The organism is Streptomyces sp. NPDC051064, assembly GCF_044455985.1.
Lineage (GTDB): Bacteria > Actinomycetota > Actinomycetes > Streptomycetales > Streptomycetaceae > Streptomyces.
Map to the genome: position 1 here is coordinate 520,419 of NZ_JBITFK010000002.1, position 26,038 is coordinate 546,456.

General features: G+C 70.0%; 26 protein-coding genes and 2 pseudogenes. 19 read left to right on the forward strand and 9 right to left on the reverse strand.

Annotated elements, in window-relative coordinates; translation table 11 throughout:
• The first annotated feature begins 442 nt into the window (after nt 1-442).
• The 15 genes and pseudogenes from ACIBCU_RS09215 to ACIBCU_RS09285 all read left to right on the forward strand — a co-directional run bounded on the left by ACIBCU_RS09215 (nt 443) and on the right by ACIBCU_RS09285 (nt 13,651).
• Nucleotides 443-1,291, forward strand: a complete 849-nt coding sequence (locus ACIBCU_RS09215) for a hypothetical protein (RefSeq protein WP_399230310.1) — start codon at nt 443-445, stop codon at nt 1,289-1,291.
• A gap of 84 nt (nt 1,292-1,375) precedes the next feature.
• A complete protein-coding gene (gene cpaB, locus ACIBCU_RS09220; RefSeq protein ID WP_399230312.1) occupies nt 1,376-2,080 on the forward strand; it encodes a Flp pilus assembly protein CpaB in 705 nt (234 codons plus the stop codon).
• A gap of 7 nt (nt 2,081-2,087) precedes the next feature.
• On the forward strand, nt 2,088-3,362 hold the full coding sequence (locus ACIBCU_RS09225) for an AAA family ATPase (RefSeq protein ID WP_362940038.1): 1,275 nt from the start codon (nt 2,088-2,090) through the stop codon (nt 3,360-3,362).
• A complete protein-coding gene (locus ACIBCU_RS09230) occupies nt 3,359-3,769 on the forward strand; it encodes a TadE/TadG family type IV pilus assembly protein (RefSeq protein ID WP_399230314.1) in 411 nt (136 codons plus the stop codon). Before ACIBCU_RS09225 ends, ACIBCU_RS09230 begins: the two co-directional genes overlap by 4 nt.
• Nucleotides 3,770-3,775: 6 nt before the next feature.
• A complete protein-coding gene (locus ACIBCU_RS09235; protein ID WP_362940032.1) occupies nt 3,776-4,177 on the forward strand; it encodes a TadE/TadG family type IV pilus assembly protein in 402 nt (133 codons plus the stop codon).
• A gap of 30 nt (nt 4,178-4,207) precedes the next feature.
• Entirely contained in the window at nt 4,208-5,545 is a 1,338-nt protein-coding gene (locus ACIBCU_RS09240) for a CpaF family protein (protein WP_362940029.1), read from the forward strand.
• 10 nt (nt 5,546-5,555) lie between these two features.
• Complete coding sequence (locus ACIBCU_RS09245; RefSeq protein WP_362940026.1) at nt 5,556-6,491, forward strand: type II secretion system F family protein; 936 nt, start codon at nt 5,556-5,558, stop codon at nt 6,489-6,491.
• Nucleotides 6,492-6,504: 13 nt separating this feature from the next.
• Nucleotides 6,505-7,392: a DUF5936 domain-containing protein gene (locus ACIBCU_RS09250; RefSeq protein WP_399230319.1), complete on the forward strand. Its 888-nt coding sequence runs from the start codon at nt 6,505-6,507 to the stop codon at nt 7,390-7,392.
• A gap of 11 nt (nt 7,393-7,403) precedes the next feature.
• Nucleotides 7,404-8,738 carry a histidine kinase gene (locus ACIBCU_RS09255; protein ID WP_362940020.1) on the forward strand — a complete coding sequence of 445 codons (1,335 nt, stop codon included), beginning with the start codon at nt 7,404-7,406 and terminating at the stop codon, nt 8,736-8,738.
• Between the two features lie 62 nt (nt 8,739-8,800).
• Nucleotides 8,801-9,943 carry a response regulator gene (locus tag ACIBCU_RS09260; protein ID WP_399230322.1) on the forward strand — a complete coding sequence of 381 codons (1,143 nt, stop codon included), beginning with the start codon at nt 8,801-8,803 and terminating at the stop codon, nt 9,941-9,943.
• Between the two features lie 224 nt (nt 9,944-10,167).
• Nucleotides 10,168-10,398: a hypothetical protein gene (locus ACIBCU_RS09265; protein ID WP_362938144.1), complete on the forward strand. Its 231-nt coding sequence runs from the start codon at nt 10,168-10,170 to the stop codon at nt 10,396-10,398.
• Between the two features lie 35 nt (nt 10,399-10,433).
• Nucleotides 10,434-11,045 (forward strand): annotated as a pseudogene (locus tag ACIBCU_RS09270) (pilus assembly protein TadG-related protein); the annotation flags it as partial.
• A complete protein-coding gene (locus ACIBCU_RS09275) occupies nt 11,045-11,659 on the forward strand; it encodes a hypothetical protein (RefSeq protein WP_399230324.1) in 615 nt (204 codons plus the stop codon). The pseudogene ACIBCU_RS09270 and the gene ACIBCU_RS09275, both read left to right, overlap by 1 nt.
• A gap of 8 nt (nt 11,660-11,667) precedes the next feature.
• The gene (locus ACIBCU_RS09280; RefSeq protein WP_399230882.1) at nt 11,668-12,318 is read left to right on the forward strand and encodes an OmpA family protein; all 651 of its coding nucleotides are present in this window, start codon (nt 11,668-11,670) and stop codon (nt 12,316-12,318) included.
• Between the two features lie 43 nt (nt 12,319-12,361).
• Complete coding sequence (locus tag ACIBCU_RS09285) at nt 12,362-13,651, forward strand: hypothetical protein (protein WP_399230326.1); 1,290 nt, start codon at nt 12,362-12,364, stop codon at nt 13,649-13,651.
• Here ACIBCU_RS09285 and ACIBCU_RS09290 read toward each other — a convergent pair.
• Together ACIBCU_RS09290 and ACIBCU_RS09295 are read right to left on the reverse strand one after the other, a co-directional pair.
• Nucleotides 13,639-13,830: a hypothetical protein gene (locus ACIBCU_RS09290; protein WP_399230328.1), complete on the reverse strand. Its 192-nt coding sequence runs from the start codon at nt 13,828-13,830 to the stop codon at nt 13,639-13,641. The genes ACIBCU_RS09285 and ACIBCU_RS09290 overlap by 13 nt on opposite strands.
• Nucleotides 13,831-13,839: 9 nt before the next feature.
• A complete protein-coding gene (locus tag ACIBCU_RS09295) occupies nt 13,840-14,691 on the reverse strand; it encodes a helix-turn-helix domain-containing protein (RefSeq protein ID WP_399230329.1) in 852 nt (283 codons plus the stop codon).
• Between the two features lie 310 nt (nt 14,692-15,001).
• On the opposite strand from ACIBCU_RS09295, the gene ACIBCU_RS09300 reads away from it, so the two are divergent.
• Complete coding sequence (locus ACIBCU_RS09300) at nt 15,002-15,463, forward strand: ATP-binding protein (RefSeq protein ID WP_399230331.1); 462 nt, start codon at nt 15,002-15,004, stop codon at nt 15,461-15,463.
• A 32-nt stretch (nt 15,464-15,495) separates the two neighbouring features.
• Here ACIBCU_RS09300 and ACIBCU_RS09305 read toward each other — a convergent pair whose 3' ends face one another.
• From ACIBCU_RS09305 to ACIBCU_RS09320, 4 genes are all read right to left on the reverse strand, one after another.
• The gene (locus ACIBCU_RS09305; protein ID WP_399230333.1) at nt 15,496-15,666 is read right to left on the reverse strand and encodes a S1 RNA-binding domain-containing protein; all 171 of its coding nucleotides are present in this window, start codon (nt 15,664-15,666) and stop codon (nt 15,496-15,498) included.
• A gap of 157 nt (nt 15,667-15,823) precedes the next feature.
• Entirely contained in the window at nt 15,824-16,744 is a 921-nt protein-coding gene (locus ACIBCU_RS09310) for an endonuclease domain-containing protein (RefSeq protein WP_399230335.1), read from the reverse strand.
• Between the two features lie 307 nt (nt 16,745-17,051).
• A complete protein-coding gene (locus tag ACIBCU_RS09315; RefSeq protein ID WP_399230337.1) occupies nt 17,052-18,308 on the reverse strand; it encodes an SLC13 family permease in 1,257 nt (418 codons plus the stop codon).
• Between the two features lie 100 nt (nt 18,309-18,408).
• Nucleotides 18,409-19,533: a PrpF domain-containing protein gene (locus tag ACIBCU_RS09320; RefSeq protein ID WP_362938111.1), complete on the reverse strand. Its 1,125-nt coding sequence runs from the start codon at nt 19,531-19,533 to the stop codon at nt 18,409-18,411.
• Nucleotides 19,534-19,700: 167 nt separating this feature from the next.
• On the opposite strand from ACIBCU_RS09320, the gene ACIBCU_RS09325 reads away from it, so the two are divergent.
• The 3 genes and pseudogenes from ACIBCU_RS09325 (at nt 19,701) to ACIBCU_RS09335 (ending at nt 22,023) form a co-directional block, all read left to right on the forward strand.
• A complete protein-coding gene (locus tag ACIBCU_RS09325; protein WP_362938108.1) occupies nt 19,701-20,654 on the forward strand; it encodes a LysR family transcriptional regulator in 954 nt (317 codons plus the stop codon).
• A 147-nt stretch (nt 20,655-20,801) separates the two neighbouring features.
• Nucleotides 20,802-21,503: pseudogene (locus ACIBCU_RS09330) on the forward strand (2-phosphosulfolactate phosphatase).
• Between the two features lie 85 nt (nt 21,504-21,588).
• Nucleotides 21,589-22,023: a VOC family protein gene (locus tag ACIBCU_RS09335; RefSeq protein ID WP_362938102.1), complete on the forward strand. Its 435-nt coding sequence runs from the start codon at nt 21,589-21,591 to the stop codon at nt 22,021-22,023.
• Nucleotides 22,024-22,059: 36 nt separating this feature from the next.
• On the opposite strand, the gene ACIBCU_RS09340 is transcribed toward ACIBCU_RS09335, so the two are convergent.
• The 3 genes from ACIBCU_RS09340 to ACIBCU_RS09350 all read right to left on the reverse strand — a co-directional run bounded on the left by ACIBCU_RS09340 (nt 22,060) and on the right by ACIBCU_RS09350 (nt 26,028).
• Nucleotides 22,060-22,641, reverse strand: a complete 582-nt coding sequence (locus ACIBCU_RS09340; RefSeq protein ID WP_362938099.1) for a hypothetical protein — start codon at nt 22,639-22,641, stop codon at nt 22,060-22,062.
• Nucleotides 22,642-22,658: 17 nt separating this feature from the next.
• Nucleotides 22,659-24,554 carry a hypothetical protein gene (locus ACIBCU_RS09345; RefSeq protein ID WP_399230341.1) on the reverse strand — a complete coding sequence of 632 codons (1,896 nt, stop codon included), beginning with the start codon at nt 24,552-24,554 and terminating at the stop codon, nt 22,659-22,661.
• A gap of 217 nt (nt 24,555-24,771) precedes the next feature.
• Nucleotides 24,772-26,028, reverse strand: coding sequence for a benzoate/H(+) symporter BenE family transporter (locus tag ACIBCU_RS09350; protein WP_399230343.1), 1,257 nt, complete (start codon nt 26,026-26,028; stop codon nt 24,772-24,774).
• Nucleotides 26,029-26,038: the final 10 nt, after the last annotated feature.

A 26,038-nucleotide genomic window follows, 5' to 3' on the forward strand; every position in this document is an offset into this window, starting at 1 on the left:
CGGAGAGGGGATGTGCTCACCTTCGAGTGACCGTCCCCGGTCGCGCGGTTCCACTCGCACGGGTGGTTCGGCCGGAACGCATCGAGTGTGACGGAGTGGATATCGCGGAGGGCTGGGGAAAGCGGCCGCAATCCGTTCTGACGTGGGCGGATGAATTCCCGCGGATTTCAAACCCGGTCCGCCGGGGTAACTCTGCGCAGTGGTGCAGGAGTTAACCACATTGCTTTTCGTCCGATTTCGTACGGAGGCGTAGCGAACGCCTGTGCCGTACCGTCTTCGTACTGGGTTCCGATATCTGTTCTCTGCCTGGTCTGACGTGGCTAAAGTGCTGGGGAAGAAGCACGGAGCAGGAGCGATTGCGGCCGGAGTCCCCCCGACGACGGCCGGAGCCGGAACGGGGAAGAGCGTGCCGACCGCAATAGCAGTGACCAGTGCTGATCTCGTGTTACCGCCGACCGATCAGCAGACACCCACAGCGGCGCTGCTCCAGGCACCCGAAGCCCAGCCCCTCGATCTCGCGATCGGTGACATGCACCTGCTCCTGGAGCAGCACGGCTATGTGATCGCCGTCTATCCCACGGGCATCAGCCCCGCACATGAACGCAGACTGCACGCCATCCGCTCGGTCCTGGAGAGCGACCGCATCGCCCTGCTGAAGACGGACCTGCCACCGCTCGGCGTGGCCGTCCTCGTGCGGCAGTTGCGCCAGCTCTCCATCTGCGATTTCAGCCCGGGGGTGGTGGCCTCGGCGGCCCGGCTGCTCGCCCACTACATCCACGCCGGAGCCCTGCTGAACTCGGTGGCCAGGCTCGACATGGTCCCCGTCAGCCTCAAGACCCACGCCAAGTCCTGGCTGCCGGGGTCCCAGTTCGCCGTGCTCGCCGGCCCCAGCCCGCAGCTGGTCAGGATCGGCCCGACGGCCGAACCGCCGGCCGGACCGCCGTTCGCTACACAACTGCTGGTTGCCAAAGGCCAGTTGACATCGGAATGGGTCCATCAGACCCTCGCCCCGGCATGGGGGGTACAGGCCATTCAGGAGTGTGCGCTGCCTTCCGGTTCGCCGCGCTGGTGGGGCACCGGGAAGCTGGTGGAATTCGCCTCCTTCCTTCCGGACATCTCCGTGATCTACCAGCTCGTTTCCTCCGTACGCCGGGAAAGCTGCCACTGGTGCGGAATGGAGCTCATCGGCGACCGCTGCGGGTTCTGTTCCTCCCCGCTGGCACCGCCGGAGAACCGAATGCACTCCCCGGGTGTCCTGAGTCCTGGCGCGGCCGCGCCACCGAGCACCTAGCGTGCCCGGGGCTCTCCGCAGACACCGCGCATCCCTTTCTGTCCGCTGCTCCACGCATCCGAATCGAACGAGGTTGTCCGGCCCATGAACTCCCGCCAGCGCCGCGGCGTGATACTCCTGCTCCTGTCGGTCCTGTGCGCCTTCGGCGCCTTCGCCGGGGTGCTCTCGGTGATCAGCGACGTCAACTCCAAGGTCGGGCCCGAGGTCGACGCCTACCGCCTCAAGACCGACGTGGCCCCGTACACGGACCTCTCCGCCAGGCAGTTCGAGAAGGTCTCCATGCCCAAACGCTGGCTGTCGGACAACGCCGTCACGGACATCGACGAGGTCGACGGCAAGATCGCCGTCACCGAGCTGCAGGAGGGCTCCCTGATGCAGTCCGACATGATGGTGAGGAGCCCGGAGCTGAGGCCGGGCGAGCAGGAGATCGCCATCATGATCGACGCCGCGACGGGCGTCGCGGGCAAGATCCGGCCGAACGACAAGGTGAACATCTACGCCACGTTCGCGGGCGAGCGGGACGGCGAGGTCTCCCAGTCCAAGGTCATCGTCTCCAACGCCAAGGTGCTCGACGTCGGCGAACTGACCGCCCTGGAGCCGAAGAAGGACGACAGGAACCAGGCGACCGAGGCCGTGCCGATCACCTTCGCGCTCAACACCCTCGACACCCAGCGCGTCGCGTACGCGGAGTCCTTCGCCCAGCACGTGCGTCTCGCACTGATCGCCCCCGGCAGCGACGGCACCATCCGTCCGGGCGACCGGACCTACACGCTCGACAAGGACAAGTGAGGATCGGATGACCACCAGAATCCTCCCGGCGGTCGGTGACCCCGACGCGGCCAGGTCCGTCACCACCCTGCTCAGCCAGCTCCCCGACGCGGAGCCGGCCGCTCCGGTCGGCGACTCGACGCAGCTCATCGACACCCTCGCCCGCCTCGCCGGCGAGTCCATCGAGGAACTGCCCGAGGTCGTGCTGGTCCATGAGGGGATCGGCCCGGTGCCCGCCCTGGAGCTGATCCGGGAGGTGTCCCTGCGCTTCCCCGCCGTGGGGGTCGTGCTGATCACCGCCGACGCGAGCCCCGGCCTCTTCGCCGCGGCCATGGACGCGGGAGCACGGGGCCTGGTCACCCTCCCCCTGAGCTACGAGGAGCTCGCCAACCGGGTGCAGGCCGCCGCGCAGTGGTCCACGGGCGTACGACGCCACCTCGGGGCGGGCGGCGATGTGTTCACCGGCCCGGGCGGGACGGTCGTCACGGTCACCGGGGCCAAGGGCGGGGTCGGGACGACCCTCACCGCCGTACAGCTGGCCCTGGCCGCGCAGGCATCCGGACGCACGGCCGCGCTCGTCGACCTGGACCTCCAGACCGGGGACATCGCCGCCTACCTCGACGTGCAGTTCCGGCGTTCCGTCGTCGACCTCGCGGCCATCGCCGACATATCACCGCGCGTCCTCTCCGACGCCGTGTTCTCCCACACCACCGGGCTGGCGCTGCTGCTGGCGCCGGGGGAGGGCGAACGCGGCGAAGAGGTCAGCGACCGGTCCGCCCGCCAGATCGTCAGCGCGCTGCGCTCGCGCTACGAGATCGTCGTCATCGACTGCGGAAGCCAGATGAACGGCGCCAACGCCGCGGCGATCGAGATGGCCGACACCGCCGTGCTGGTGACGACACCCGACGTCGTCGCCGTGCGGGGCGCCAAACGCATCGTGCGGATGTGGGACCGGCTCCAGGTCCGCAAGGCCGAGGAGACGGTGATCCTCGTCAACCGCTTCAACCGCAACACGGAGATCCAGCCCGCCCTGATCCAGCGGATCACCGGGACCCGGATGGCGGGCACGGCGGTCCCGGCGAACTTCAAGGAGCTCCAGGGCGCCGTGGACTCGGGCCGGATGCACGAGCTGGACCCACGCTCCACCGTGAAACAGGCCCTCTGGGCCCTGGCGGGAGAGCTCGGACTCGTGAAGCCTTCGCAGGGAGCGGAGTCGCGCGGCGGCATGCTGCGCGGCGACAGGGGCTCGATCGGGGGCCGCAAGCGCAAGGGCGGCACGACCAGCGGGGGAGGCCGGCAGTGACGAGGGACGCGGGAGAACCGGGCCGGATACGGACAGGGCTGAGACGCGACCGCGGGCAGCTGAGCATCGAGTTCACCGGGATGGTGCCCATCATCCTGGTGACCTTGGTGCTGCTCTGGCAGGCGGTCCTGGTGGGCTACACGTTCACGCTGGCGAGCGGAGCGGCGGACGAGGGCGTACGCAAGGCCGTCGCCGCGGGGGCGTGGGACATGCAGAGCAGATGCCAGGAGGCCGTGCACGAACGGCTCCCCGGCGCCTGGGAGGGCTCCGCGGACATCAGGTGCGAGCCCGGAAGTGACGTGTTCAAGGCCACCGTCAGGCTGGAAACACCCGTGCTGTTCCCCGGCTTCGCCAGCCTCCCCATCCCCGTCACGGCAACGGCCGGCGCGGCCGCGGAAGGGAAGTGACACGTCATGGCACCCGTACGCATCCCCTGCGCGGCCGGACGGAGACGGGGAAGGGCCAGGCGCGGGGACCGAGGCTCGACCGCCATCGAGTACCTCGGCTTCCTCCCCGTCCTCATCCTCATCGGCCTCGCGGGCATCCAGCTCGGCCTGATCGCCTACACCGCCCAGCAGGCGGGCACCGCGGCCAGGGCCGCCGCGCGTACCGCCGCGCAGGAGGACGTGTCCGGGTCCTACGCGCAGGTCGGAAGGGCGTCCATGACCGGCTGGGTCGCCGAGCGGTCCCAGATCTCGCCGCCCGCGGGGGGCGACGCGGTCACGGTCACGGTCACCGTCGAGATCCCGGACATCCTGCTCGGCCTGCTCGGTGACCGGACCGTCGAGAAGTCCGCCACCATGCCCCGCGACTAGGCACCCCATCCCATCCGAGGAGTACCGCCCATGAGCCTGCGGGCACGCATCACCGCCCCCGAGGAGCGCGGAGGGGGACGGGAGGACGGCCACCTGGTCGCGACGTACCGCGCGAAGCTCCTCGAGGAGATCGACCTCGCGGAGATGTCCTCGCTGGCCACCGCGGACCGCCGCGCCCGGCTCGAACGCGTGCTGGGCCACATCATCAGCCGTGAGGGCCCGGTCCTCTCCACCGTCGAACGCTCCCAGCTCATCCGGCGCGTCGTCGACGAGGCGCTCGGGCTCGGCGTCCTCGAACCGCTCCTGGAGGACGCCTCCATCACGGAGATCATGGTCAACGGACCCGACCAGATCTACGTCGAACGGGCGGGGAGGGTCGAGCAGCTCCCCCTGCGCTTCGCCAGCCACGAGCAGCTGATGCAGACCATCGAGCGCATCGTCTCCACCGTCAACCGGCGCGTGGACGAGGCCAATCCGATGGTCGACGCCCGCCTCCCCAGCGGTGAGCGCGTCAACGTCATCATCCCGCCGCTCTCGCTCACCGGCGCGACGCTCACCATCCGGCGCTTCCCCAGGTCCTTCTCGCTCCAGGAGATGATCGGCTTCGGCTCCCTGGACCAGCACATGCTGCTGCTGCTCGCCGGGCTCGTCCAGGCCAAGTTCAACGTGATCGTCTCCGGGGCCACCGGCACCGGGAAGACCACGCTGCTCAACGCGCTCTCCGGGCTCATCCCCGAGGGCGAGCGGATCGTCACCATCGAGGACTCCGCCGAACTCCAGCTCCAGCAGAAGCACGTGATCCGGCTGGAGTCGCGTCCCGCGAACGTGGAGGGCAAGGGCCAGATCACCATCCGCGACCTGGTCCGCAACTCCCTGCGTATGCGCCCCGACCGGATCGTCGTCGGTGAGGTCCGAGGCGGCGAATCGCTCGACATGCTCCAGGCGATGTCGACCGGCCACGACGGTTCGCTGGCCACCGTCCACGCCAACAGCGCCGAGGACGCGCTGATGCGGCTCCAGACCCTCGCGTCGATGTCCGAGATCAAGATCCCTTTCGAGGCCCTGCACGACCAGATCAACAGCGCCGTGGACGTGATCGTCCAGCTGACCCGGCACGCCGACGGCAGCAGGAGGGTCACCGAGATCGCGGTGCTCGACTCGCACGGCCGTGACCCGTACAAGATCGTCACCGTCGCCCGGTTCGACGCCCGGCCGATGGACACCGACGGCCTGATCCACGGTGACTTCCAGGCCCTCCCGCTCCCGCGTCGCATCGCCGACCGGCTCTACATGGCCGGACAGCCGATCCCCCAGGCCTTCGGGGTCGCCCCGTCAGACGAATACCTCGCCACCCGAGAGGCCAGATAGGTACCCCGCCATGGACAACCTCGCACCGCTCACCCTCGGCGTCACGCTGCTGTGCTGCGTACTCGGCGTCCTGGGCCTGCACGCCTACACCTCGGGCAAGGCCCAGCGCGAAGCCCTCGTCGACCGGCTCTCCTCGACCGGCCAGATCGACATGGGCCCGCAGCGCCGCTTCCGGGGGTTCGACCGCCGGCTGCGCCGTACGAAACTGGGCAAGAGGATCGAGCTGAAGCTCGCGGCCACCGGCCTCGACGTCACTCCGGGCGAGTACTTCCTCTACGTCGTGGCCGGGGTGGTGGCCATGTGGCTGATCGCGGCCTCCGCCCTGGCCTCGTTCTTCGGCCCGCTCGCCGGCCTCGCCGGGATCTGGGCCGCCAACACCTTCCTGAACTGGCACCGCACCAAGCGCACCGAGGCCTTCATCAGCCAGCTGCCGGAGATCTCCAGGGTGCTGGCCAACGCCACCCAGGCCGGGCTCTCCCTGCGCACCTCCATCGCCATGGCCGCCGATGAACTCGAAGCGCCCGCGGGCGACGAACTCCGCATCGTCGCCGACCAGCTGGGTGTGGGCCGCACGCTCGACGACGCGCTGGACGAGCTCGCCACCCGCCTGCCCTCCCGCGAACTGGTCGTCCTCGTCGCCACCCTCATCCTCTCCAACCGGGCCGGCGGCCAGGTCGTCTCCTCGCTGCGCAACCTCACCGTCACCCTGGAGGAGCGCAAGGAGACCCGGCGCGAGGTCCGCACCCAGCTCTCGCAGATCAACGCCACCGCGTACGCCGTCCCCGCCATCGGCGTCGGCGCGATGCTCCTCGTCAACACGATGCTCCCGGGAGCACTCGACCGTATGACGGGATCGTTCGCCGGCCAGGTCGCCGTCATCGTCTCGCTCGGCCTCTACACCGTCGGCTTCGTCGCCATCCGCCGCATTTCCAAGATCGATATCTGAGGAGGGGACCGATATGGAACTGCTGCTCGCTCTCGTCGTCGGCCTCAGTGTGTTCGGCGTCTTCAAGGGCGTACGGATGTACCGCGCCGAGGCCACCCTCCCCGGCGACCTCGCGCTCGCCCTGGAGGTGGGCTCGACCCGTACCACCGCGGTGGGCTCCGGCATCGACCGTCTCGGAATGCGCTGGGCGCCCCTCGTGCTCCGCCTGATGGGACCCAAGAAGGTCAACGACAAGCGCCGCAAGATCGACATGGCGGGCAACCCCGGCGGACTCACCATCGACCGCTACGCCGCCCGGCGGGCCGTCTACAGCATCCTCGGCGGCACCGCCGCCTTCGTCATGCTCACCAGCGGCCAGTTCTTCGTGGCGCTCCTCATGGTCGCCTTCGGGATCTTCTGGGGCGAGGTCGGCATCTGGGCCGCCGTCCGCAAACGCCGGGACGACATCGACCGCACCCTCCCCGACTTCCTGGACGTCCTCGCCGTCGTCGTCTCCGCCGGGCTCGGCTTCCGGCAGGCACTGGACCGGGTGTCGGACAAGTACAAGGGCCCGTGGGCCGACGAACTGCGCATCACCCTGCGTCAGATGGACATGGGCGTCAGCCGCCGCCAGGCCTTCGACGAGCTGCGCCGACGCAACGACTCCGAACAGGTCGCCATGTTCGTCACGGCGCTCCAGCAGGGTGAGGAACTCGGCGCGCCCATCGTCGACACCCTCATCGCCATCGCCAACGACATGCGCCGCACCGACGCGCAGAACGCCCGGCGGAAGGCGGCCAAGGCGGTCCCCAGGGCCACCCTGATGGTGACCACGTTCATGATCCCCGCGACCGTGATCCTCATGGGCGCCGCCATGCTCCTCGGATCCGGCACCAACTTCGGATCCCTGACGGGGGAGTGAGCGACGGGCCGATGACGATCTCCCTGCAGCCCGGACCGGAGTCCGCGGACCCCCGCCACACCCTGTCCACCCCGGTGGGCCCCGCACCCACGGTCTCCATCCAGGTCAACGCCCTCCAGGCGCTGGCCCGCCAGGTGTTCCTCTTCCGGCTCGCCATGATCGCCATCGGCACCCCCCAAGCGGTCGACAACAGCGCCCCCGGGCTCGCCGGCTGGCTCGTGGGATCGGCCGTCCTGGTGACGTTCGTCGGCTCGTACGCCCTCTACCGCGACTGGGAACGCTTCGGGCCGCTCCTCGTGCGCCACCCGCTGCTCCTCGGGGTGGACACGGTCTTCGGCGCGCTGCTCCTGTTCACCGCCACCCCCGAGTCGACCCTCGGCTACGCGGTCGTCTGCACCCCGCTGCTCGCCGGGCTGCTCTACGGCTGGCGCGTCGCCGGCATCTTCGCCGTCGTGCAGAGCCTGATCCTGGCCGCCGCCTTCAGCGTCGACAACCGCCCCCAGTCGAGCGTGGCCGACGTCCTCCTCCTCCCCGGCTTCTGCGTCCTCGCGGGAGCCGTCGGCGTCGCCCTGCGCAATCTGATGCTCCGCGTCGGCGCGGCCAGCCAGGCGCTGACCGAGACCCGGGCCCGTCTCGCCGTCAGCGTGGCCGTCGAGGACGAACGCGCCCGGCTGGCACGGGAGATGCACGACTCCGTCGCCAAGACCCTGCACGGCCTCGCTCTGGCTGCCGACGGACTCGCCCGCTCCTCCGAACGGATGGACCCGCTCACCGTCCGGCACCAGGCGGAACTGGTGGCCAGATCCGCCCGCCGGGCCGCCGCCGAATCCCGCGAACTCCTGTCCGACCTGCGCCGCGAATCCGGGCTCGACGGCGGTGTCGACCTCGTCGCGGAACTCCGCTCCAGGGCTGAGGACTTCACCCGGCGCCACGGGATGAACACCGTGTTCCGCACCCTCGGCGACACACCCGTACCCCGCGTCCCGCACGTCGTCGCCCGGCAGCTGCTCACCGTCGCCTCCGAAGCGATGGAGAACGCGAACCGGCACGCCCACCCCACGTACCTCGTCGTCCTGGCCGGCATCAAGGGCGACGTCCTGCGCGTCAGCGTGTACGACGACGGCCAGGGCCTGCCCCCGGGCACCACACTCGACGACCTGAGGCGGGCCGGCCACTTCGGGCTCGTCGGCATGGTCGAACGCGCGGCCTCCATCGGCGCGCGCATCCGCATCGGCAAGGGACGGGCGGCCAAGGGCACGGAGGTCCGCGTGGAACTCCCGACGGCCGCCCTCATCCCGACCGGTGCGACGGACCCGGCAGCCCGGGCCCCCGCTCCGAACCCGTAACCGCTCGCGCTCCACCGCTCCCCGCACCTTCGTCCCCACAACTCCTGAGAGGAGGTCGCAGAATGCCGGACGACGTCTCGCGTGCGTCGGGCCAGGACCGGGCGGCACAGAACCACGCCTCCCAGCACACGTCCTCGCACGGCTCCCCGCTCAGCACGGAAGTCAGCTCCCCCGCATTCCCGGCCACCCAGCTCCCGCCGACTCCCCAGCGGCCCCCGGCGGCCGAAGCCTCCGCGACACCCGCCGGCGGGCCCCACGCGCCCGGGCAGATGCCCGCGTTCCCCGCCGCTCCCGACGGGCCGGCACCCGGGCCCCTCCGGGTCGTCGTCGCGGACGACAACCCCGTCGTACGGGCGGGGCTCGGGGTCCTGCTCAGCGGCCGGGCGGACATCGAGGTCGTGGCCGAGGCCGCGGACGGGCGCGCGGCCTACGAGGCCGCTGTACGCCACCGGCCGGACGTCATCCTGCTCGACGTACGGATGCCCGGGGTGGACGGCCTCTCCGCCCTGCCGCACCTGGTGCAGGTTGCACCCGTGATGATGCTGACGTACAGCCGCGAGAGCGACATCGTGCACGAGGCACTGCGCCTCGGCGCGGGCGGCTATCTGGTGCACGGCGAGTTCACGGCCGATGAACTCGTGCAGTCCGTACGCGACACGAAGAGCGGCCGCGCCCCCTTCACCGCGACCGCGGCCAAGGCGCTTCTCGCCCATATGCGCCAAGGGGCGGACCATCAGCCGAGGCAGCTGCCGGAGGGGCTCGGAACGGCACTGACGGCCGGCGTGCCGCACAGCGCCCCGGGCCCGGGCTCCGAGGCGCAGCCCCCGGGCGGCAGCCCCCACGCCGGGCGGGCGACTTCGCCGCCGGCGGCGCGGCCGGCGGGAAATCCGGAAGCCCTTTCGCAACTGCAACCCGTTGTGGCACAGTCTTCGACAGACAGTGAACGCATTCGGCCCCATGCGCCCAACCGGCAGCAGTACGACCTGAGTTCGAGGGAGGCGGAGGTCATGGAGCTCATCTCCTCGGGCATGAGCAACCAGCAGATCGCCGCCACGTGCTTCATCAGCGAAAAGACCGTCAAGAACCACATCAACAGGATCTTCACCAAGCTGCACAGCGGCAGCCGCAGTGAGGCCATAGCCCGCTGGCTCGGCACGGCGCCGGGTTCGGGACCTGGAGCGAGGGGGACAGGCAGCCATGGCTGAACGGGGGAGAAGCCCCGGTAGGGGGACACGCGCAGGACAACGGGCCCAACGGCCGCTTTGGGCCCGGGTTTGGGCCCTGGGGCCCTCCGTGGGGCCGGCGGTTCCGTCGTACCTTTCTCATGTCGCCGACGGCACCGGCCAGGAGGAAGCCGGTTCCGGACGCGGCACCGCAGAGACATACGCGTCGGCCGGCCTCCGGTCGGCCGGACCCGGAGGGGAACACCATGAGCAAGCTGATGCTGAAGGCTTCCGTCAACGCCAAGGTCTGGGCGAACACCTCGGTGGAGCGCATGAAGGCCCGGGCAGACCGGGACCGGGGGCAGGGCTCGGTGGAGTACCTGGGCATCATCGTGGTGGTCGTGGCGATCATCGCGGCGCTGATGCTGACGAACATCGGGACGGCGATCGGTGGCGCCATCACCGCGCAGATCGCCAAGATCACCGGCGGAAAGTAGTAGCCAGGCAGACACGCGAGGCAGGGCAGGCTTTCCCCATCTACATCATGGTGGTGGCGGGCCTGCTCTTTCTTGCGTTCGCGTACTTCGCCGTCGGTCAGGCGTCGATGAAGAAGAACGAGGCGCAGACCGCCGCAGATGCCGCCGCGCTCGCGGCGGCGACGGACGCGCGCGACCAACTGAGCTGGCCCGGCGCCTTCGACCTGGACGAGTGGGACGACCTGCTGAGCGGGCGCGGAGCTCTCTCGGGGTCCTGTGATGCAGCCGGCTGGCTGGCTGCCGAGAACGATGCCCACCTGAGCGGGGCCGGGTGCTACGCGGAGGACTGGCCAGAGGTCTCGTACATCGTCACGGTCGAGACGAACAAGTCCGTCGGCGACTCGGTGATCGCCAGTACGACGACGAGGAAGGCCACAGCTACCGCGCGAGCGGTCATCGAGCCGCGCTGCCGGATCGAAGAGGACATGCGTCCCGCCCCGAGCGTCCCGGCGGATGACGACGACGGCGACACGGACGAGTCCGAGGAGCAGAAGGCGTACAAAGCCGTCTGCGATGACGAAGACTTGGACTTCGACATCGACCCCAAGAACATCGAGCTCCTGCCGGACCTGGCAGACCTCTTCTCCGTCCACCTGGCCGACAAGTGATGAACGACATCGAGAGGACCACGCCGATGCGTGCAGCCATGACCCGGATTCGCTTCAAGGGGGCCGCTGTGGCGGCTGCCTCTGTAGCCATGGCTGTCGTGCTGACGGCATGTGGCGGCGACGAGGGATCAGACAAGTCGGAGGGCAAGCCCAAGGAATCCTCCGCTTCTTCCGACAGCCAGAAGAGTGAGGCCCCGGAGCCCGAAGCGGCGGACGAGGACCAGGTGCTGGCCACGATCAAGGGCAAGGACGGCGTAGAGGTCACTGTCAGCTCGGCCGAGCGTGAGTCCGGCGGATTCATCACGGTCAAGGGGCAGGTGAAGAACGGATCGGATCAGATCTGGTTCGCCCCCGGATGGCAAGGGCTTGAGCAGGAGCTCGTGAACAACGGCGCATCCATGGCCGGCGCGACTCTGGTGGACCAGGCAGGCAAGAAGCGTTACCTGATTCTGCGTGACACCGACGGCCGGTGCCTGTGCACGAAGTTCGAAGCAATCCAGCCGGATGGCGAGGCACCGTTCTTCGCGCAGTTCCCCGCCCCGCCGCAGGGCACGGCTGAGGTCGACTTCCAGATCCCGACCATGCCCACCGCGACGATCAAGATCTCCGGGTGATGGCCACCATGCAGCCACCCGCCCCCACACCACACGCCTCACGAGGCGCCCTGCGCCGCCGCGTCGCTCTCTGCGCCGCCGCCACCGTGGTCCTCGGTACCTCGACCCTGTGGGGAGCCGCCTCTGCGACGGCTGACGACAACCCCACGGCCGTCCCCTCCGCCTCGCCACCCGTAGAGGTCGACGCGAACTCGCCCGGACTGATGCTCGGGGACGGCGCGACCCTCGGTGATGTCCGCGTGCTGGACATCAAGTCCGTCGTCGAGGACCTGGGCGGTGAGGAACGCCGCGAGGACACCAACGTGGACATCACCTTCGCCCTCCAGGCCGAGGTCCTCTTCGGCAAGGACAGCGCGAAGCTGAGTGGTGAGGCCAACGCCCGCATCACTGCGATCGCCCAGGAGATCAAGAACCAGAAGGCGACCAAGGTCCGCGTCTTCGGATTCACCGACAACCTCGGCTCCGCCGCGCACGGTGACGTCCTCTCCAAACAGCGTGCCGACGCGGTGTCAGGAGTTCTCGCCCCCGGGCTGCCGAACGTCACCTTCGAGATCCGTGGCTACGGGGAGGATTACCCTATCGCCGACAACGAGACCGAAGAGGGCCGTAAGAAGAATCGGCGCGTGGAGGTCACCTTCCAGCGCGCCGGCGCCTCGTAGGCACGGCACGCACAGGTTCCCAGCGCCGAACGGCAGGAGCGAAATGAAGTCGAGGCCCGTGGGCGGTGCTGCCGCCGGGGCGGCGGCAGCACTCTGCGTGCTGCTGCTGACGGGCACCGCGGCGGCGGGCCCGCGCGCGGACGATGCCCCGGGAGGCGGTGCCGCCTCCTACCGGCCTGCGCAAGGCTCCGTGCCTGTCACCGGTACGGAGTCGAGCGCGGACGGCCCCCGGCTGGAGCGGGCGAAGATTTACTCGGACACCATCGGGCCGGGCCAGAAGAAGTACTACCGGGTCCGGCTGGACGACACGTCCAACGCATTCGTCTCCACGGTTCTCGCCCCGCCTCGCGGCACCACGAGCGGCATCCTCGACGGGATCCAGGTCCAACTGCTCTCGGCCGGCGGCACACCGTGCGGTTCGAGCCCGGCCGCGTACTTCGGGGGCGACACCACACGGCCGATCGCGAGCTACGCGTCGCGTCGCATCAAGGACGACACCGGTGCCTGCCAACAGGCCGGGGACTACCTCTACACCGTGACACGGGTGGGTACGAAGACCGGCGGCGGAGCCGAGTGGCCGATCGAGCTGACCTACATGGCGGAACCGGGGCTCAAGCCCGGTGCGGCCGAGCCCCAGGCGCCCACCTCCTGGAGCTCGGAAGCGCCGTCCCCGGCCGACGGCACCCCGCAGAAGGTGAGCGGCGGCACGGGGTTCAACGACGCGGCGGCCGTCGACGACGGCATCTGGCGGGACGACCTCCAGCCGGGAGACAGTCGCTTCTACAAGGTGCCGGTCGCCTGGGGCCAGCAGCTCTTCCTGCGGGCCCAGCTGGCCAATGGCACCACGGACGGCTCGTTCTCCGTCAACGGGCTGCGCCTCGCGCTGTACAACACGGCACGTGGCCCGGTCTCCGACAAGAGCATCGGTTACCGGGGCGCCCCCGTCGGAGTCGATCTCGGTACGGCCCCGGCCGCCTACGCGAACCGGTTCGAGGGAGAGTCGACCGCGGAATCGGCGATGAGGTTCCAGGGCTGGTACTACGTCCAGGTGACGCTCGACCCGAAGGTCCCGAGCAGTGTCCCCATGACGTTGAACGTCGGCCTCAAGGGAGCGGCGCAGCCGGGCCCGGCGTACGACGGCGATCCGGAAGCGGCCGGCTTCGGGATCGGCGACACGGGCCCCGGCAGCGGTGAGGACCTCACGATGCGAGCGATCGGGTTCGCCGGGATCGGCGCCGGGACCGTGCTGGTCCTGGGCCTGGGCGCCTGGCAGCTCCTGAGCCGCCGCAGGCGCCCGGCCGACGGGGGCGCGGGCGTCGTCTACAGCAGGTGATCGGCCTTGCCGGCCTTGATGTCCCGGATCATCTGCTGGAGGGCCTCGCGGCTGTCGGTGAGGTAACGATCCTCGGCTCCGGCCAGGGATATGTAGCTGTTGCCTTGGGCGTCCGTTCCGAGCCTGTAGCAGCTGGCTCCCTCACCGCAGAATGGGTCTTCCCAGGTGATGTCCGGCATAGTGGCCCCTCAGAGGTTGCGTGCGACGGTGTGAATGAGATCTCGTGAATCCGCAGGGGACAGAGCGATCCGCTCCATCCAGTCAAGGTGCGAACGGTACTTGGCCAGTTGCGATTCCCCGTGCAGGAACTCGGGCCCATGCGTGCTGTCCACCTGCACGGTGTCCAATTGCGGTACCGGGCCCTCGGAGTAGTTCACCGTCTGCCCTGCCCCGGGAAAGGCGCCGGCCTCGAACGGAATGACGCGCAGCGTGATGTGGACGCGCTCGGACATGGTGACGAGGTGGTCCAACTGTTTACGTGCGACGTTCCGGCCGCCGAACTGCATACGGAGGGCAGCCTCGTGCACAACCCCGACGTACTCCTGCGGAGCTGTGCCCTCAAGCATCTGCTGCCGTTCCATGCGGTGTGCCAGTCGTAGGGCTACCTCGTGCTCCGGGAGGGCCGGGACCACAACGCGGAAGACAGCGAGGGCATGGTCACTCGTCTGGAGAACACCGGGAATGTGCACCGAGTGCGCCGTACGCATCCGCAGCGCATGGGCCTCGACCTCCGCGATGTCGAGAAGGCCTGCGGGGAGCGTGTCCCGATAGCGGTTCCACCAGCCGCGCCGAGCGGGAGCGGCCATGCCGACAAGAGCGGCTACGTATGCCTCGTCCAGGCATCGGCACACCTCCGCCAAGGCTCGCACGCGCTCTGGGCTGATGGCCCGCTGACCCTGCTCGATGTTCGAAAGCCTGGACCGGTCCAGGCCGAGAAGCTGAGCGGCGGACTCAGCCGACACACCGGCTGCCGTGCGCATCTTCCGGATTTCGCTCCCGAGCCGCCTCTGGCGCTCGGTGGGGGACGTGCGTTCTGCCATGTCAATCCTTCCTGGCTTTCCCGCATGAAGTCTGCCGTGCGGACGGCCCTTTGATACACGTACGGGTTCAAATGAGCTCCAGGTGGTGGCCAATATGCCCCCTCGCATACTACTTTCAGTTCTGCACCGCTCACGCTCCGATGGGTAAGAAGTGCATCGCACGTGCCCGCCCGCGCCCTCCTGCCCTGGAGGGGCTGGTCCGTGTCAGGGAGACAGGCCACTGCCCATCGGATAAGACGAGAGCCCTTGTGCGCTCCGATGCGAATGAAGAGAGCCCGGTCAACAGATCGCCGTATAAGGGAAGTCAGCCATGCATCCGCACGCGCCACCCCAACGCACCGCCCTGTGTCCCGTAAGGGCACAGTCGCCCGCCCCCGGGCTCATCCTCAGCCTCACCCTGCCCGGCGACCCGCGCAGTGCGGCGGTCGGGCGGCACGCGGTGGCCGCCTCGCTGCCGACGTACGGGCTCCATGCGTTCGCCTGGCCGGTCACGCTCGCGGTCACCGAACTCATCGCCGTGAACGCGGCGCTGACCCCCGGCCGTGAGCTCTACCTCTCCCTCCGTCACCGCGACGACGCCCTCCGCCTCGTCCTGTGGGACCAGCACCCCCACCACGCAGACGCCGACACACTCGCCCTCTGCGAGGCCCGACGACGGGGCGCCCTCTGGCTGCTGGCGGCTGTCATCGACGACTGGGGCGGCAAGTGGGGCGTCGCCGAGGTGTCACCACCGCAACGGGGTACCAAGTCCTGGGTGGTGCTGCCCCGTTGATGCCCTGGGGCCGCGCGCTGACCGACATGACGTCAGTCCCGGCGCAGGGCTTTGCGTGACATCGTCACTCGTTCGCGGGCCAGGTCGATGCCCAGAATCTCGGCGCTGATCTCCTGACCGGGGGAAACCACCTCGGAGGGGTGGCTGATGTGGCGCCAGGAGAAACAGCCCGAGGTCGCGGGTCCGGGCCAGCGCCTGCTCACAGGGCCGGTGGCTGCCGATGTAGACGTACTGGTCCCAGCCCATCGGCCCGGCGCGGGCGGTCGATGGGGGAGTGAGGACAGATTTTGCGTGCGGAATGTCCGGGATGGGTGTCCGTTACTCCCCATCGACCGGGGGGTGAGGGGCGGTGGGGGGTGGTTATTGGGGTTTGGGGGTTGTCAGGGCTGCGCGGATCTCGGTGAGCATGCGGTCGGGCGTCCGGAACACCGTCACGGCGGGGAAGCGGAGGATCAGCCGCACACCGGGACAGGAGCTCAGCGCGTTGAAGCGGTCCAGGTCGCGGCGGTGGGCGTCACGGCTGCCGTGGTAGGCGTAGCCCTCGATCTCCACCACCACACCCTCCCGTACGAAGAGAAAGTCGGCCCGGATCCGGCGGCCGCCGGGGGTCAGCAGCTCCGCCTGGCTGAGCGGGTGCAGGCCGGCGTCGTGCATCCGTAGCCGGGCCACCGTCTCGGCGGGCGATCCGCTCTGCGGATCGGCCAGGGCGAGCCATCCCGCAGCCCGCGGCGCGCGGTGGCGGCGTGTGGGGTGCGTCGCGCAGGCGGCGGTCAGCACGTCGGTGGTGACCAGGCGTGTCCGGCGGACACCGCCCACCACGCGCGTGCTCAGGGCGGAGTCCACAGCGACCACCGCCTCCTCCCTCGGGCCGCACAGGAGCAGGTCGCGCACGGTGCGGAGCGGTGTCGTGGCCCCCAGTCCGCGGCGGGTGCAGATCTCGGCCGGGGTGATGGGCGTGCGGTGCACCATGAAGCCGTGGCATCGGCCGACAGGGCTGTCCGGGTCGGTGAACTCCATCGCCTCCCGCAGCAGTTCGATCAGGTGGAGCGAAGCTGCGGCTCGATGGCTGAGTGTGAGACCCGGGTGCAGTATCTGTACAGCGCGTGCCTTCACCCACGGCGTCAGCTCGGTGCCGGGTGCCGCCCAGGCCCCGGGCACGACGCGCTGCCAGCTCTCCGCGTTCAGCGACCTGCTCAACTGCCGCGGCCCCACGCCGGCCGCGACGACCTCCCGGGTGAGCAGAATGCCGCGCTGGGCGAAGTGCTGAAGGTTTCCCGTCATGCAGAAAGGATGCCGCGCGGACCTGGACGCTGCGCGGCCCTGTGGACAACCGTGGCCATGGGGCCACGGGACGCCGCCCCGGACCGTCGGCTGGTCGATCACCTGCGCGATTTCACGAGAAGCGGGTCGCGGCCTGGGGCGGCGGCGATCGGCTCGACCCGCCGTCACCGCCGACCGGGCCCCGCGGCCGTGGCCCGCCGGACCGGCCGACGTGCACCACAGCCGCCCGGCAGGCGCGTCGTACCGGGAACGAGAAGGGCAGCACGTGGAAGCCGCGGAGCACCGGACGCGAAGGGGCCCTTCGTGGTTACGACCAGGGGAGGACGAGAGTTCCCCAGGCGACGAGGGGGCCGGCTGCGACGATGCCGCCGGTGTAGCCGATGACCTGGCGGTAGAAGCGGCGGTTGTCGACCCCCCGGGCGTTGCTGAGGACGAGGGCGCCGTTGGTCGAGAACGGGGAGGTGTCGACGATCGTGGTCGACACCGCCAGGGCCGCGATCAGTCCGACGGCGCTGAGATGGCTGGAGAGGAGCAGTGGCACGGCGAGGGGAATGATCGCCGTGAGGATCGCGGTGGAGGAGGCGAAGGCCGAGGTGATGGCCACCGTGAAGCACAGCATCAGGGCCACGAGGAGCGGGGCGCCGAGACCGGCGGCGTGGTCCGAGATGGTCGCGATGATTCCGGCCTTCTCCAGCATCGCGATGTACGTCATCATGCCCGCCACCAGCAGCAGGGTGGACCAGCTGATGCCGTCCACGGCCTTCTCCTGCCGCTTCATGTCCACCAGTGCCAGCAGCGCGCCGGCCACGAGTGCCAGGAAGCCGATCTCCAGCCGGAAGCCGAGCGCGCCGATCACCAGCGCGACCAGGCAGGCGAGGGTGAGCCACTGACGCCAGTCGGGCCTGCCGGACGCGGCCAGGCTCTCCTCGCCGGTCGTCTCCTCCGTCTGCTCGGCCAGCGGGGCGGGACGCTTGGCGAGAAGCGCGTACGTGAGGGCGGACAGCAGCAGGTTGATGACGAAGCTGGCGGAGAAGAGCACCAGGGGCGAGATGTGCAGCGAGGTCTCGTCCACCAGACCCAGCACCAGGGCACCGGAGACAGCGAGGGGGGAGAACGCGCCCGCGTGCGCACCGCTGATCACCATCATGCCGGCCACGAGCGGGTTGATTTTGTAGCGGTAGGCGAAGCTCATGGCGATCGGTGCGAGCAGCGCCACGGCGGCCGGGGTGAACGTGCCGAACGCTGTGAGCGTCGCGGCGATCAGGAACAGAACCCAGGGGATGAGCGCCACCTTGCCGCGTACCAGCCGCACACCGGCGGCGACGAGCCAGTCGATGGTGCCGTTGCGGCGGGCGACGGAGAACAGGTAGGTGACCCCGACGATGGTCACGAAGAGCTCCACCGGGAAGCCCTCGAAGATCTCGTCCTCGGTGAGGCCGAGAGACGCGGTGCCGACGGCGAAGGTGGCGACGAAGGCGAGAATGCCCAGGTTGATCGGCAGGACGGTGCCGACCACGAACATCACCAGCAGCGCGCCTATGGAGATCACTTCAGCAGACATCATTGTCCTTGGTGCGGTGGGTACGGGGGGCGCGCCCCGAAGGCGCGAGGGTATCCCGGGGAGACGGCTGCGGACAGGCCCCTGGGCATGACGGTCGTAGCGGTCAGGCTGCTCGGCGCCGGCCTGGTTGCGGTACGTAGATACGGGCATCGGCCAGCAGTCGCGCCGCCCGCTGCACGGTGACCCGGCCCGGCAGGCCGTTGCGCAGGTCCGAGCAGTGGACGGCGACGACGCCGGCGGGGGTGCCCACGCGAAGCCACTCATGGGTACGGCCGCTGCCCGCGCTCGTGCAGATCACGGAGTCCTCCAGCAGGCTCGCGACGGCGACCGCGACAGCAGAGGTCAGTCCGACCGCGGGGTGCGGGGCGTTCATGGTGAGCATGCGCACCGAGACGTCGTAGTCCTCGGCCGCGACGGTCTCGCCGAGTGTCGTGGTGTACGGGACGGGCCGGCCTACCAGACCCACCTTGGGGACCGCGTCGCCGGCTTCCTCACCCGGCTCGACCAGGCCCATGAGCGGCGCGGCGGCATGGCGGACGGCTCGCAGCCAGGGGACGTCCGTCCGGAGCTGCTCCACCGTCTCCGAGCCGGTGCGCGCCGCGCTGCCCGCGTCGACGAGGACGACCGGGGCGCCGGCGTCGACCATGCTCACCCGTACCGGACCGGCGGAGCCGACCCGCAGCTCCTGGACGGCCAGCCCGGTGGGCAGGAGTGAGCCCGTGGTACGGCCGGCCGGGTCGCGGAAGGTGAGGCCGACCGCGACACCGCCGGCCAGGGTGCCCGGCACGGTCTGCGTGCCGAAGTGGTGCACCGCGCCGCCGGTGGTGTCCACGAGTCCTTCGAGTACCGTGCCGGTGTTGGTGTTGCGCATCACCACACGCGTCCGGTCTCCGGTGAGTGGCACCATGCCCTTTGCGACCGCGTACAGGGCGACACCGGTGGCACAGTTTCCGCAGTTGCTCGTCCACTCCACCGAGCCGGTGCCGATACCGACCTGGGCGAACAGGTAGTCGATGTCCACACCGGGCTCGGGTGAGGCGCTCACCACGGCGGCCTTCGAGGTGGTGGGGGTGGCACCACCGACCCCGTCGAGTTCCACCGGGTCGGTCGCACCGTAGGCGGCGACCAGCAGCCTTTCCAGTTCGTCGCGTTCGGCGGGGACATGGACCTGGTTGAACAGCCAGCACTTGCTGGTGCCGCCGCGGACCAGGGTCGCAGGAGTGTGCACGTCTGAGGCTCTTCCTTGATCAACACGGAGAAAGGAGCCGGAGAACGGTTACGGCCGTATGGCCGACCGGTGAACCGCCCCGGCGATTGCGACGACCTTTGCAGAGGCGTGACTTGCGCACAATGACGGTCTGCTTCACCAGGGTTTAGCTGAGCTAAACTCGCCCCATGCTGAACGTGCGCCGTCTGCTGCTGCTCGCCGAGGCCTCCGAACGCGGCTCGCTCACCGCCGCCGCGGAGGCGATGGGCATGTCCACCTCGGCGGCCTCCCAGCAGATGTCTCTGCTGGAGCGAGAGGCCGGACAGCCACTGATCGAGCGGCTGCCCCGCGGTGTCCGCCCCACCCCTGCCGGCGCCGCGCTGGCCGAACGCGGCCTGGCGATCCGCCGCGAACTGCGCGCCGCCCAGGGCGACCTGGAGTCCTTCGCCGACCTCGACCAGGGGACGCTGAGGCTCGGTTCCTTCCCCACCGCCAGCGCCTCGCTCCTGCCGCTCGCGCTCACCCGTTTCCGCCGCGGTCATGCCGGGGTCCGCATCGAAGTACGCGCGGGGGTTCTCGCCGAGCTGTGCGAGATGCTCCACACCGGCGAGGTGGAGCAGGCGCTGCTGTGGGACTACGGCTGGAACCGTATGGACGACCCCGCGCTCGCCCTCACCCATCTGCTCGACGACCCCACGGTGCTGGTGGTCCCCGCGGACTCACCCCTGCGGGCACACCCCTCCGTGCGACTGGGCGACCTCGCCGACCAGGAATGGATCATCCGCGCCGACAACCACCCCGTCGCCGATGTGCTGCGCCGCAGCTGCCGTCAGGCCGGGTTCGAGCCGCGCATCGCCTATGCATCGCACGACTACCAGGAGGCGCAGGCGATGGTGGCCGCGGGGCTGGGCATCGCGCTCGCGCCCCGGCTCGCCCTCACCAGCCGCCGCAGCGATGTCCGCCTGCTCCCCTTCGCCTCCGATGTGCCCGCCCCGACGCGCCGCGTTCTGCTCGCTCGCGCCCGGGCACGGCCCGCGACACCGCCCGCACAGGCGATGGCCCTTGTCCTGCGGGCGGTGGCTCAGCGGTTCGCGACCCCGGGCCTGGACCGGGCGCAGCTCGGCGCGGTCCGACGGGGCTGAAGGAACACCGACCGGCCCGGCGGCAGGGTCCGCTGCCACGGGGGTCGCGGCTCTCGGCCTCGACGCGGAGGGTGGTGGCGAGACCGCCGACGTGATGCGCATCGCTCCCCGGGCACTACGGCCCGGGCCTGCGCGATCATGACCGGCATGGACGCCCGCTTCCTCGGAATCGCTGATCTGGCCGAAGTCCCGTCCGTGGCGGTCGTGGTCGACGTCATGCGCGCTTACACCGTGGCCGCCTGGGCCTTCGGCCAGGGGGCGGAGAAGATCGTTCTCGCCGGGTCGCTGGACGAGGCCCTGGCGCTCAAGGCGCGCCACCCGGACTGGGTGGCGATCAAGGACGGTCCGCCCGCGCCCGGTTTCGACGCCGTCAACTCGCCCGGCCTGCTGCGGTCCATCGACCTCGGCGGACGGACCGTCGTGCAGAAGACCACGGCAGGGACGGTCGGCGCCCTTGCCGTCCAGGAGGCGCCGCTGGTGCTGTGCGCCGGCTTCGTGGTGGCGGAGGCGACGGCTCAGCTCCTGCGGACACGGAAGAGCGACAGCGTCACGTTCGTGGTCACCGGCGAGGACGGGCAGGCCGATGAAGACCTGGCTTGTGCCCGGTACATCGCCCGGAGGACCACCGAAGCCGGGGCGGACGCCGCCGAGTAGGTCCGCCGCGCCGCCGAGTCGCGCGCCGCCGCCGAACTGGCCGACGGGGTGCGCCAAGGAGTCCACCCTGACGACGTCGCGCTCTGCCTCGAGGTCGACCGGTTCCCCTTCGCCATGGTGGCGACCTCGGAAGGCCCCCTCATGGTCCTGCGCCCGCACGCGGCGCCTTCGCAGACCGGCGAGGACCCGGCCTGACCGCTGCGCCGCAACCCGGACAGGGGCGGGCCGTGGGCCAGGAAAAGGCCGTGACTGCGCAGGGCCTCGCCCCTATGGTGGTCCGATGCCGTCGATCAAGCAGGTCCAGATCACCTTCGACTGCGCGGAACCCGAGCGCGTCGCCCGCTTCTGGTGCGAGGTGTTGGGGTACGTCGTACCGCCGCCCCCGGAGGGGTTCGCGACGTGGGACGCGTACGACCGCACGCTGCCGCCCGAGCGCCAGGGGGCAGGGTTCGTCTGCATGGATCCCACGGGTGTGGGCCCGCGCATGTACTTCCAGCGCGTTCCCGAAGGCAAGGTCGTCAAGAACCGGGTGCACCTCGATGTCCGGGTCGGCACCGGGCTCGTGGGCGAAGAGCGCGTGGCCGCCCTCGAGGCCGAGTGCGCACGGCTGATCCCGCTCGGCGCGACGCGTGTGCGTCTGCTGGTTGCCGACGAGTTCAACGAGTCGTGCCTCTGGATGGAGGACATCGAGGGCAACGAGTTCTGCCTCGACTGAGCGAGCGTGAACGGGGGCGGACCCCGGCTCCGTGGGTCACTTCACCGTGATCGACCTGGTGAACGTGTCGAGGTCCGCCGGGGTCAGTGAGCCCTTCACCGCGTTGATCCGGATGGCGAACGGTACGTCTTTCGAGTCGACGCCCGCCACCACGACCCCCGTCATCCGCGTCCCCTTCGCCGGGGTCGACTCCTCGCCCGTCGACGTGAACTCGTAGTCGATCCTGCGGGCGTCCCTGGCGCTCTCCTCGCCCGCGAGGCGTACGTCCCGGGTGTCCTTGCGGGTCGCCCCGAGCCCGATGCCGGCGCCCGCCGCTGCGGCGGCCTCACCCGCGTCGCCGACACCGGTGGCGAAGTCCAGCTGGACCGAGACCATGCCGGTGCGCAGCCCCTTCTCCTTCTTGAGCGCGACCGCGGCGTTGGCCTTGCTGCGCTCGGCCGCAGGCTGGGGGGCGTACCCCTGGTCCTCCGGGTAGCCGACGGACACGCTCTTCGTGTCGAGCGTGGCCCAGCCGTCCGGGACCGTGGCGGCGTCCGTGCCGCCGCAGCCGCCGAGCAGCGTCAGTGCGAGGGCGGCGGTGACGGCCGCACCGAGCGTCCTGGACTTCGTCAAGGTCATCGCCTCTTCGTGTGTGTTCACTGCGCGCAGTAGCTGTACGGGAGATACGTCCGCCTGTCGCCTCGCGGAGCGCCGAGGAACCGCGCGTCCGTCAGTGTCTCCTTCTTGTGCTCGTCGGAGATCGAGAAGCCGAGGCTCATGCCCAGCGACACCTCGAAGCCGAACTCCTGGGCGTCCGACTCGCCGTTGTACCGCATCGTGCTGGACAGCCCGTCCTGGTACATCAGCTGCTCGAAGGGGTCGGTCCCGGCGGGCTTCTCCTGCAGGGAATGGTCGCCGAACATGTACTCGAACGGGGCGGTGTTGTTGCCGGATCCGTCGAGCCACTCCTCGGCGATGGAGCGCTTGGCCTCGGTGATCTTGTCGGTCTCCTTGCCGAAGACGATCGAGTTCGTCCGCACCTCGACGCCCGTCTCCCCGGAGGAGTCGGTGACGCTGCCCTTGCCGCCCCGCTTGTCCTTGCCCTTCCGGCCGTTGTCGCCGCCCACCTCGCCCTTGTCGGACGTCGAGGTCTTCTCCACGGTCTGCGTCATGTCGATCCGTACGATCTTCCCGGATTCCTGGTCGCGGGTGACGGTGAGAGCCCCGGTCCGGGTGTCCTTGGCCCCGGCGGTGGTGCCCAGCGGGCCGGCGGTGCCGCCCACCTTTCCCTCGATCTCCAGCTTGGCGGTGTAGGTGTACGACTCGTTGCCGTTGACGTCGTCCTTGGTGATCGTCACGTCCGGCGAGAACTTGGCCTTGCCGCCCAGCTTGGCGCCGAGCTTCGTGTCGTCGCCCGCCTTGATGGAGAGGCCGCCGTCCGCGTACAGGTTGATGCCGAGGGTCGAGTAGGAGATCTTCTTGTCGCCGATCTTCTTCTCGATGTCCTCCATCTTGTCGGCCCACTTCATGCCGGAGTACCAGCCGCCGCCGTAACCGCCGCTGTGCTTCATCGAGGTCTCCCACATCTTCATTTCCTCGATGTCGTCCCGCATCTTCTGGGCGTCCGCCTCGCTCCTGAACACCCAGGTGTCACCATTGGTGATCTTGATGCCGCCGCCGATGTCGATGTCCGCCTTGCCCAGGCTGCCGAGCTTCACGCCCGGTGTGCTGCCGCTGAGACCCGCCGACGCGGCGTCGGTGAAGGTCATGTGGACGAGCTTGTCGTTCTCGTCGACCTTTCCGTCCTCGTTCACGTCGGTGCCGGCCTGGGAGACCTTCTGCTGGAAGCCGTACTCCTCGCCCCACTCGAACCAGCCGATCTTCACCTTGCCGCCGGCGGTGTCGGAGATGTTGGAGATCTGGCAGAGCTTGGGCTCGTAGTCCGCGTCGGTCTTCGGCTTCGCCGTGCCGTCCCCACCCGGCGTGCAGCCCTGGCCGTCCCCGGTGAGCGTGCTGATCGCGCAGCGGATGCCCGCCCCGATCCGGCCTCCGAGCCCGGCCAGGGCGAGCGCGGCGACCAGTGCGACGACGAGGACGATGACGCCGAGGTATTCGGTGGCCGTGGCGCCGCTGTCGCGCCAGTCGTACGAGCGCCCGTACGACGGCGGGGGTGCGGCCCGGTCGTCGAGAAGCCGGTCAAGGGCCAGTCCGACGGCGGCGCCGGTGACCATGGCCACGGCCGGCATCAGGAGGCCCTCGGTCCCCACGACGTCCCACGTCACCGCGTAGCCGTACGCGAGCCCGGCGACGGGGACGGCGAGCGAGCCGAGGAGGTGGAGGGGGCGCGAGTCCCGGTGGGGCGCGGGAAGGGCGCGGGCGGCTGCCAGGACCGTAAGGACGGTCACGAGGACGCCGGGCAGATGCAGCAACGCGAGGCGCCAGCCGAACAGTTCGAGCCGTTCCTCGGTCGCGAGGGTCTCGACGAGCGCCCGCGTCATCAGGAACCCGGCGCATACGTAGACGAGGGCGCCGGCCGCCCAGCTACGGCTCAAGGAGAGGAATCTGCCGCCCCGTTGTCCGGTCACGCCCGGCGGTATGTGGCCCGCGCTCCTGTCTCCCCAGCCGCTCACGGTCCACCCTCTCGCCGGCACCTGCCCTGTTGTCCCTGAGGGGCGAATGTACGGCGGGGAATCGTGCCTGACCTGGGCCCCAGGCCCCAAAGACGGGCCCAATCCCGGTCATGGCCGGCCCGGGACCCCGTCTCTTCGGTCAAGGGGAACCGGCGCGGCGGAGGCGGCCGTTGAGCGCGAGGTGCGCGGCGACGCCGAACACCAGCCCCCAGAAGGCCGAGCCGATGCCGAACAGGGTGACTCCCGAGGCCGTGGCCAGGAAGGTGATCAGCGCGGCCTCCCGGTCCTTCTCCTCGCGTACGGCGCCCGTCAGCCCGCCGGACAGCGCGCCGAGGAGCGCGACGCCGGCGAGAGCGGCGACCAGCTCCTTCGGCAGCCCCGCGAAGAACGCGACGAGGGTCGAGCCGAACGCGCCGACCACCAGGTACACCGCGCCGCAGGCCACTCCCGCGACGTAGCGGCGCCGGGGATCGCGGTGGGCCTCGGGTCCCGTGCAGATCGCGGCGGTGATGGCCGCGAGGTTCACCGCGTGGGAGCCGAAGGGGGCGAGTACGGCCGAGACCAGGCCGGTGGAGCCGACCAGGAGGCGGTCGTCGGGGCGGTACCCGGAGGCGGAGAGCACGCCGACCCCCGGCGCGTTCTGGGAGGCCAGCGTCGCCAGGGTCAGCGGGACCGCGATGCCGACCAGCGAGGCCATGGAGAACGCGGGGGTGGTGAACACCGGCTGCACGAGCCCGACATGGTCCAGCCGGACGTGCAGCTTCGCGCTCGCCGCGCTGCACGCCACCCCGGCGACCAGTGCCAGGAGGACGGCGTACCGGGGGAGCCACCGCTTGCCCAGCAGATAGGCGAGGAGGACGGATCCGGCGATGAGCGGGGTGTGCTCCAGCGATGTGAACACATCCGCGCCGAAGGAGAAGAGGATGCCCGCGAGCATGGCGGAGACGACCGCGCCGGGCACGAGCCGCATCAGCCGCCCGAAGACACCGGTCACCCCGATCAGCGCGATCACGGCACCGGACACCACGAAGGCGCCGATCACCTCGTCGTACGCGTACGAGCCGATGCTGGTGACCAGGAGCGCGGCGCCCGGGGTGGACCACGCCGTGATCACCGGCATACGGGTGCGCAGGCTGAGGGCGATACAGGTCAGCCCGCTGCCGATCGAGATCGCCCAGATCCACGAACCGGTCTGCCCGGCGTCCAGATGTCCGGCGCGGGCTGCCGAGAGCACGATGACCAGCGGGCCGGAGTAGGAGACGACGACCGCGACGACGCCGGCGAGCACGGCGGACAGGGAGAGGTCGCGGACCAGCCGTGGCCGGTCGGAGGGCGTCCCGGACGGAGGCCGCTCCGTACGTTCCTCCGCCGTCGGTACCGATGAACCGGCCGTCATCCGCTGTCGC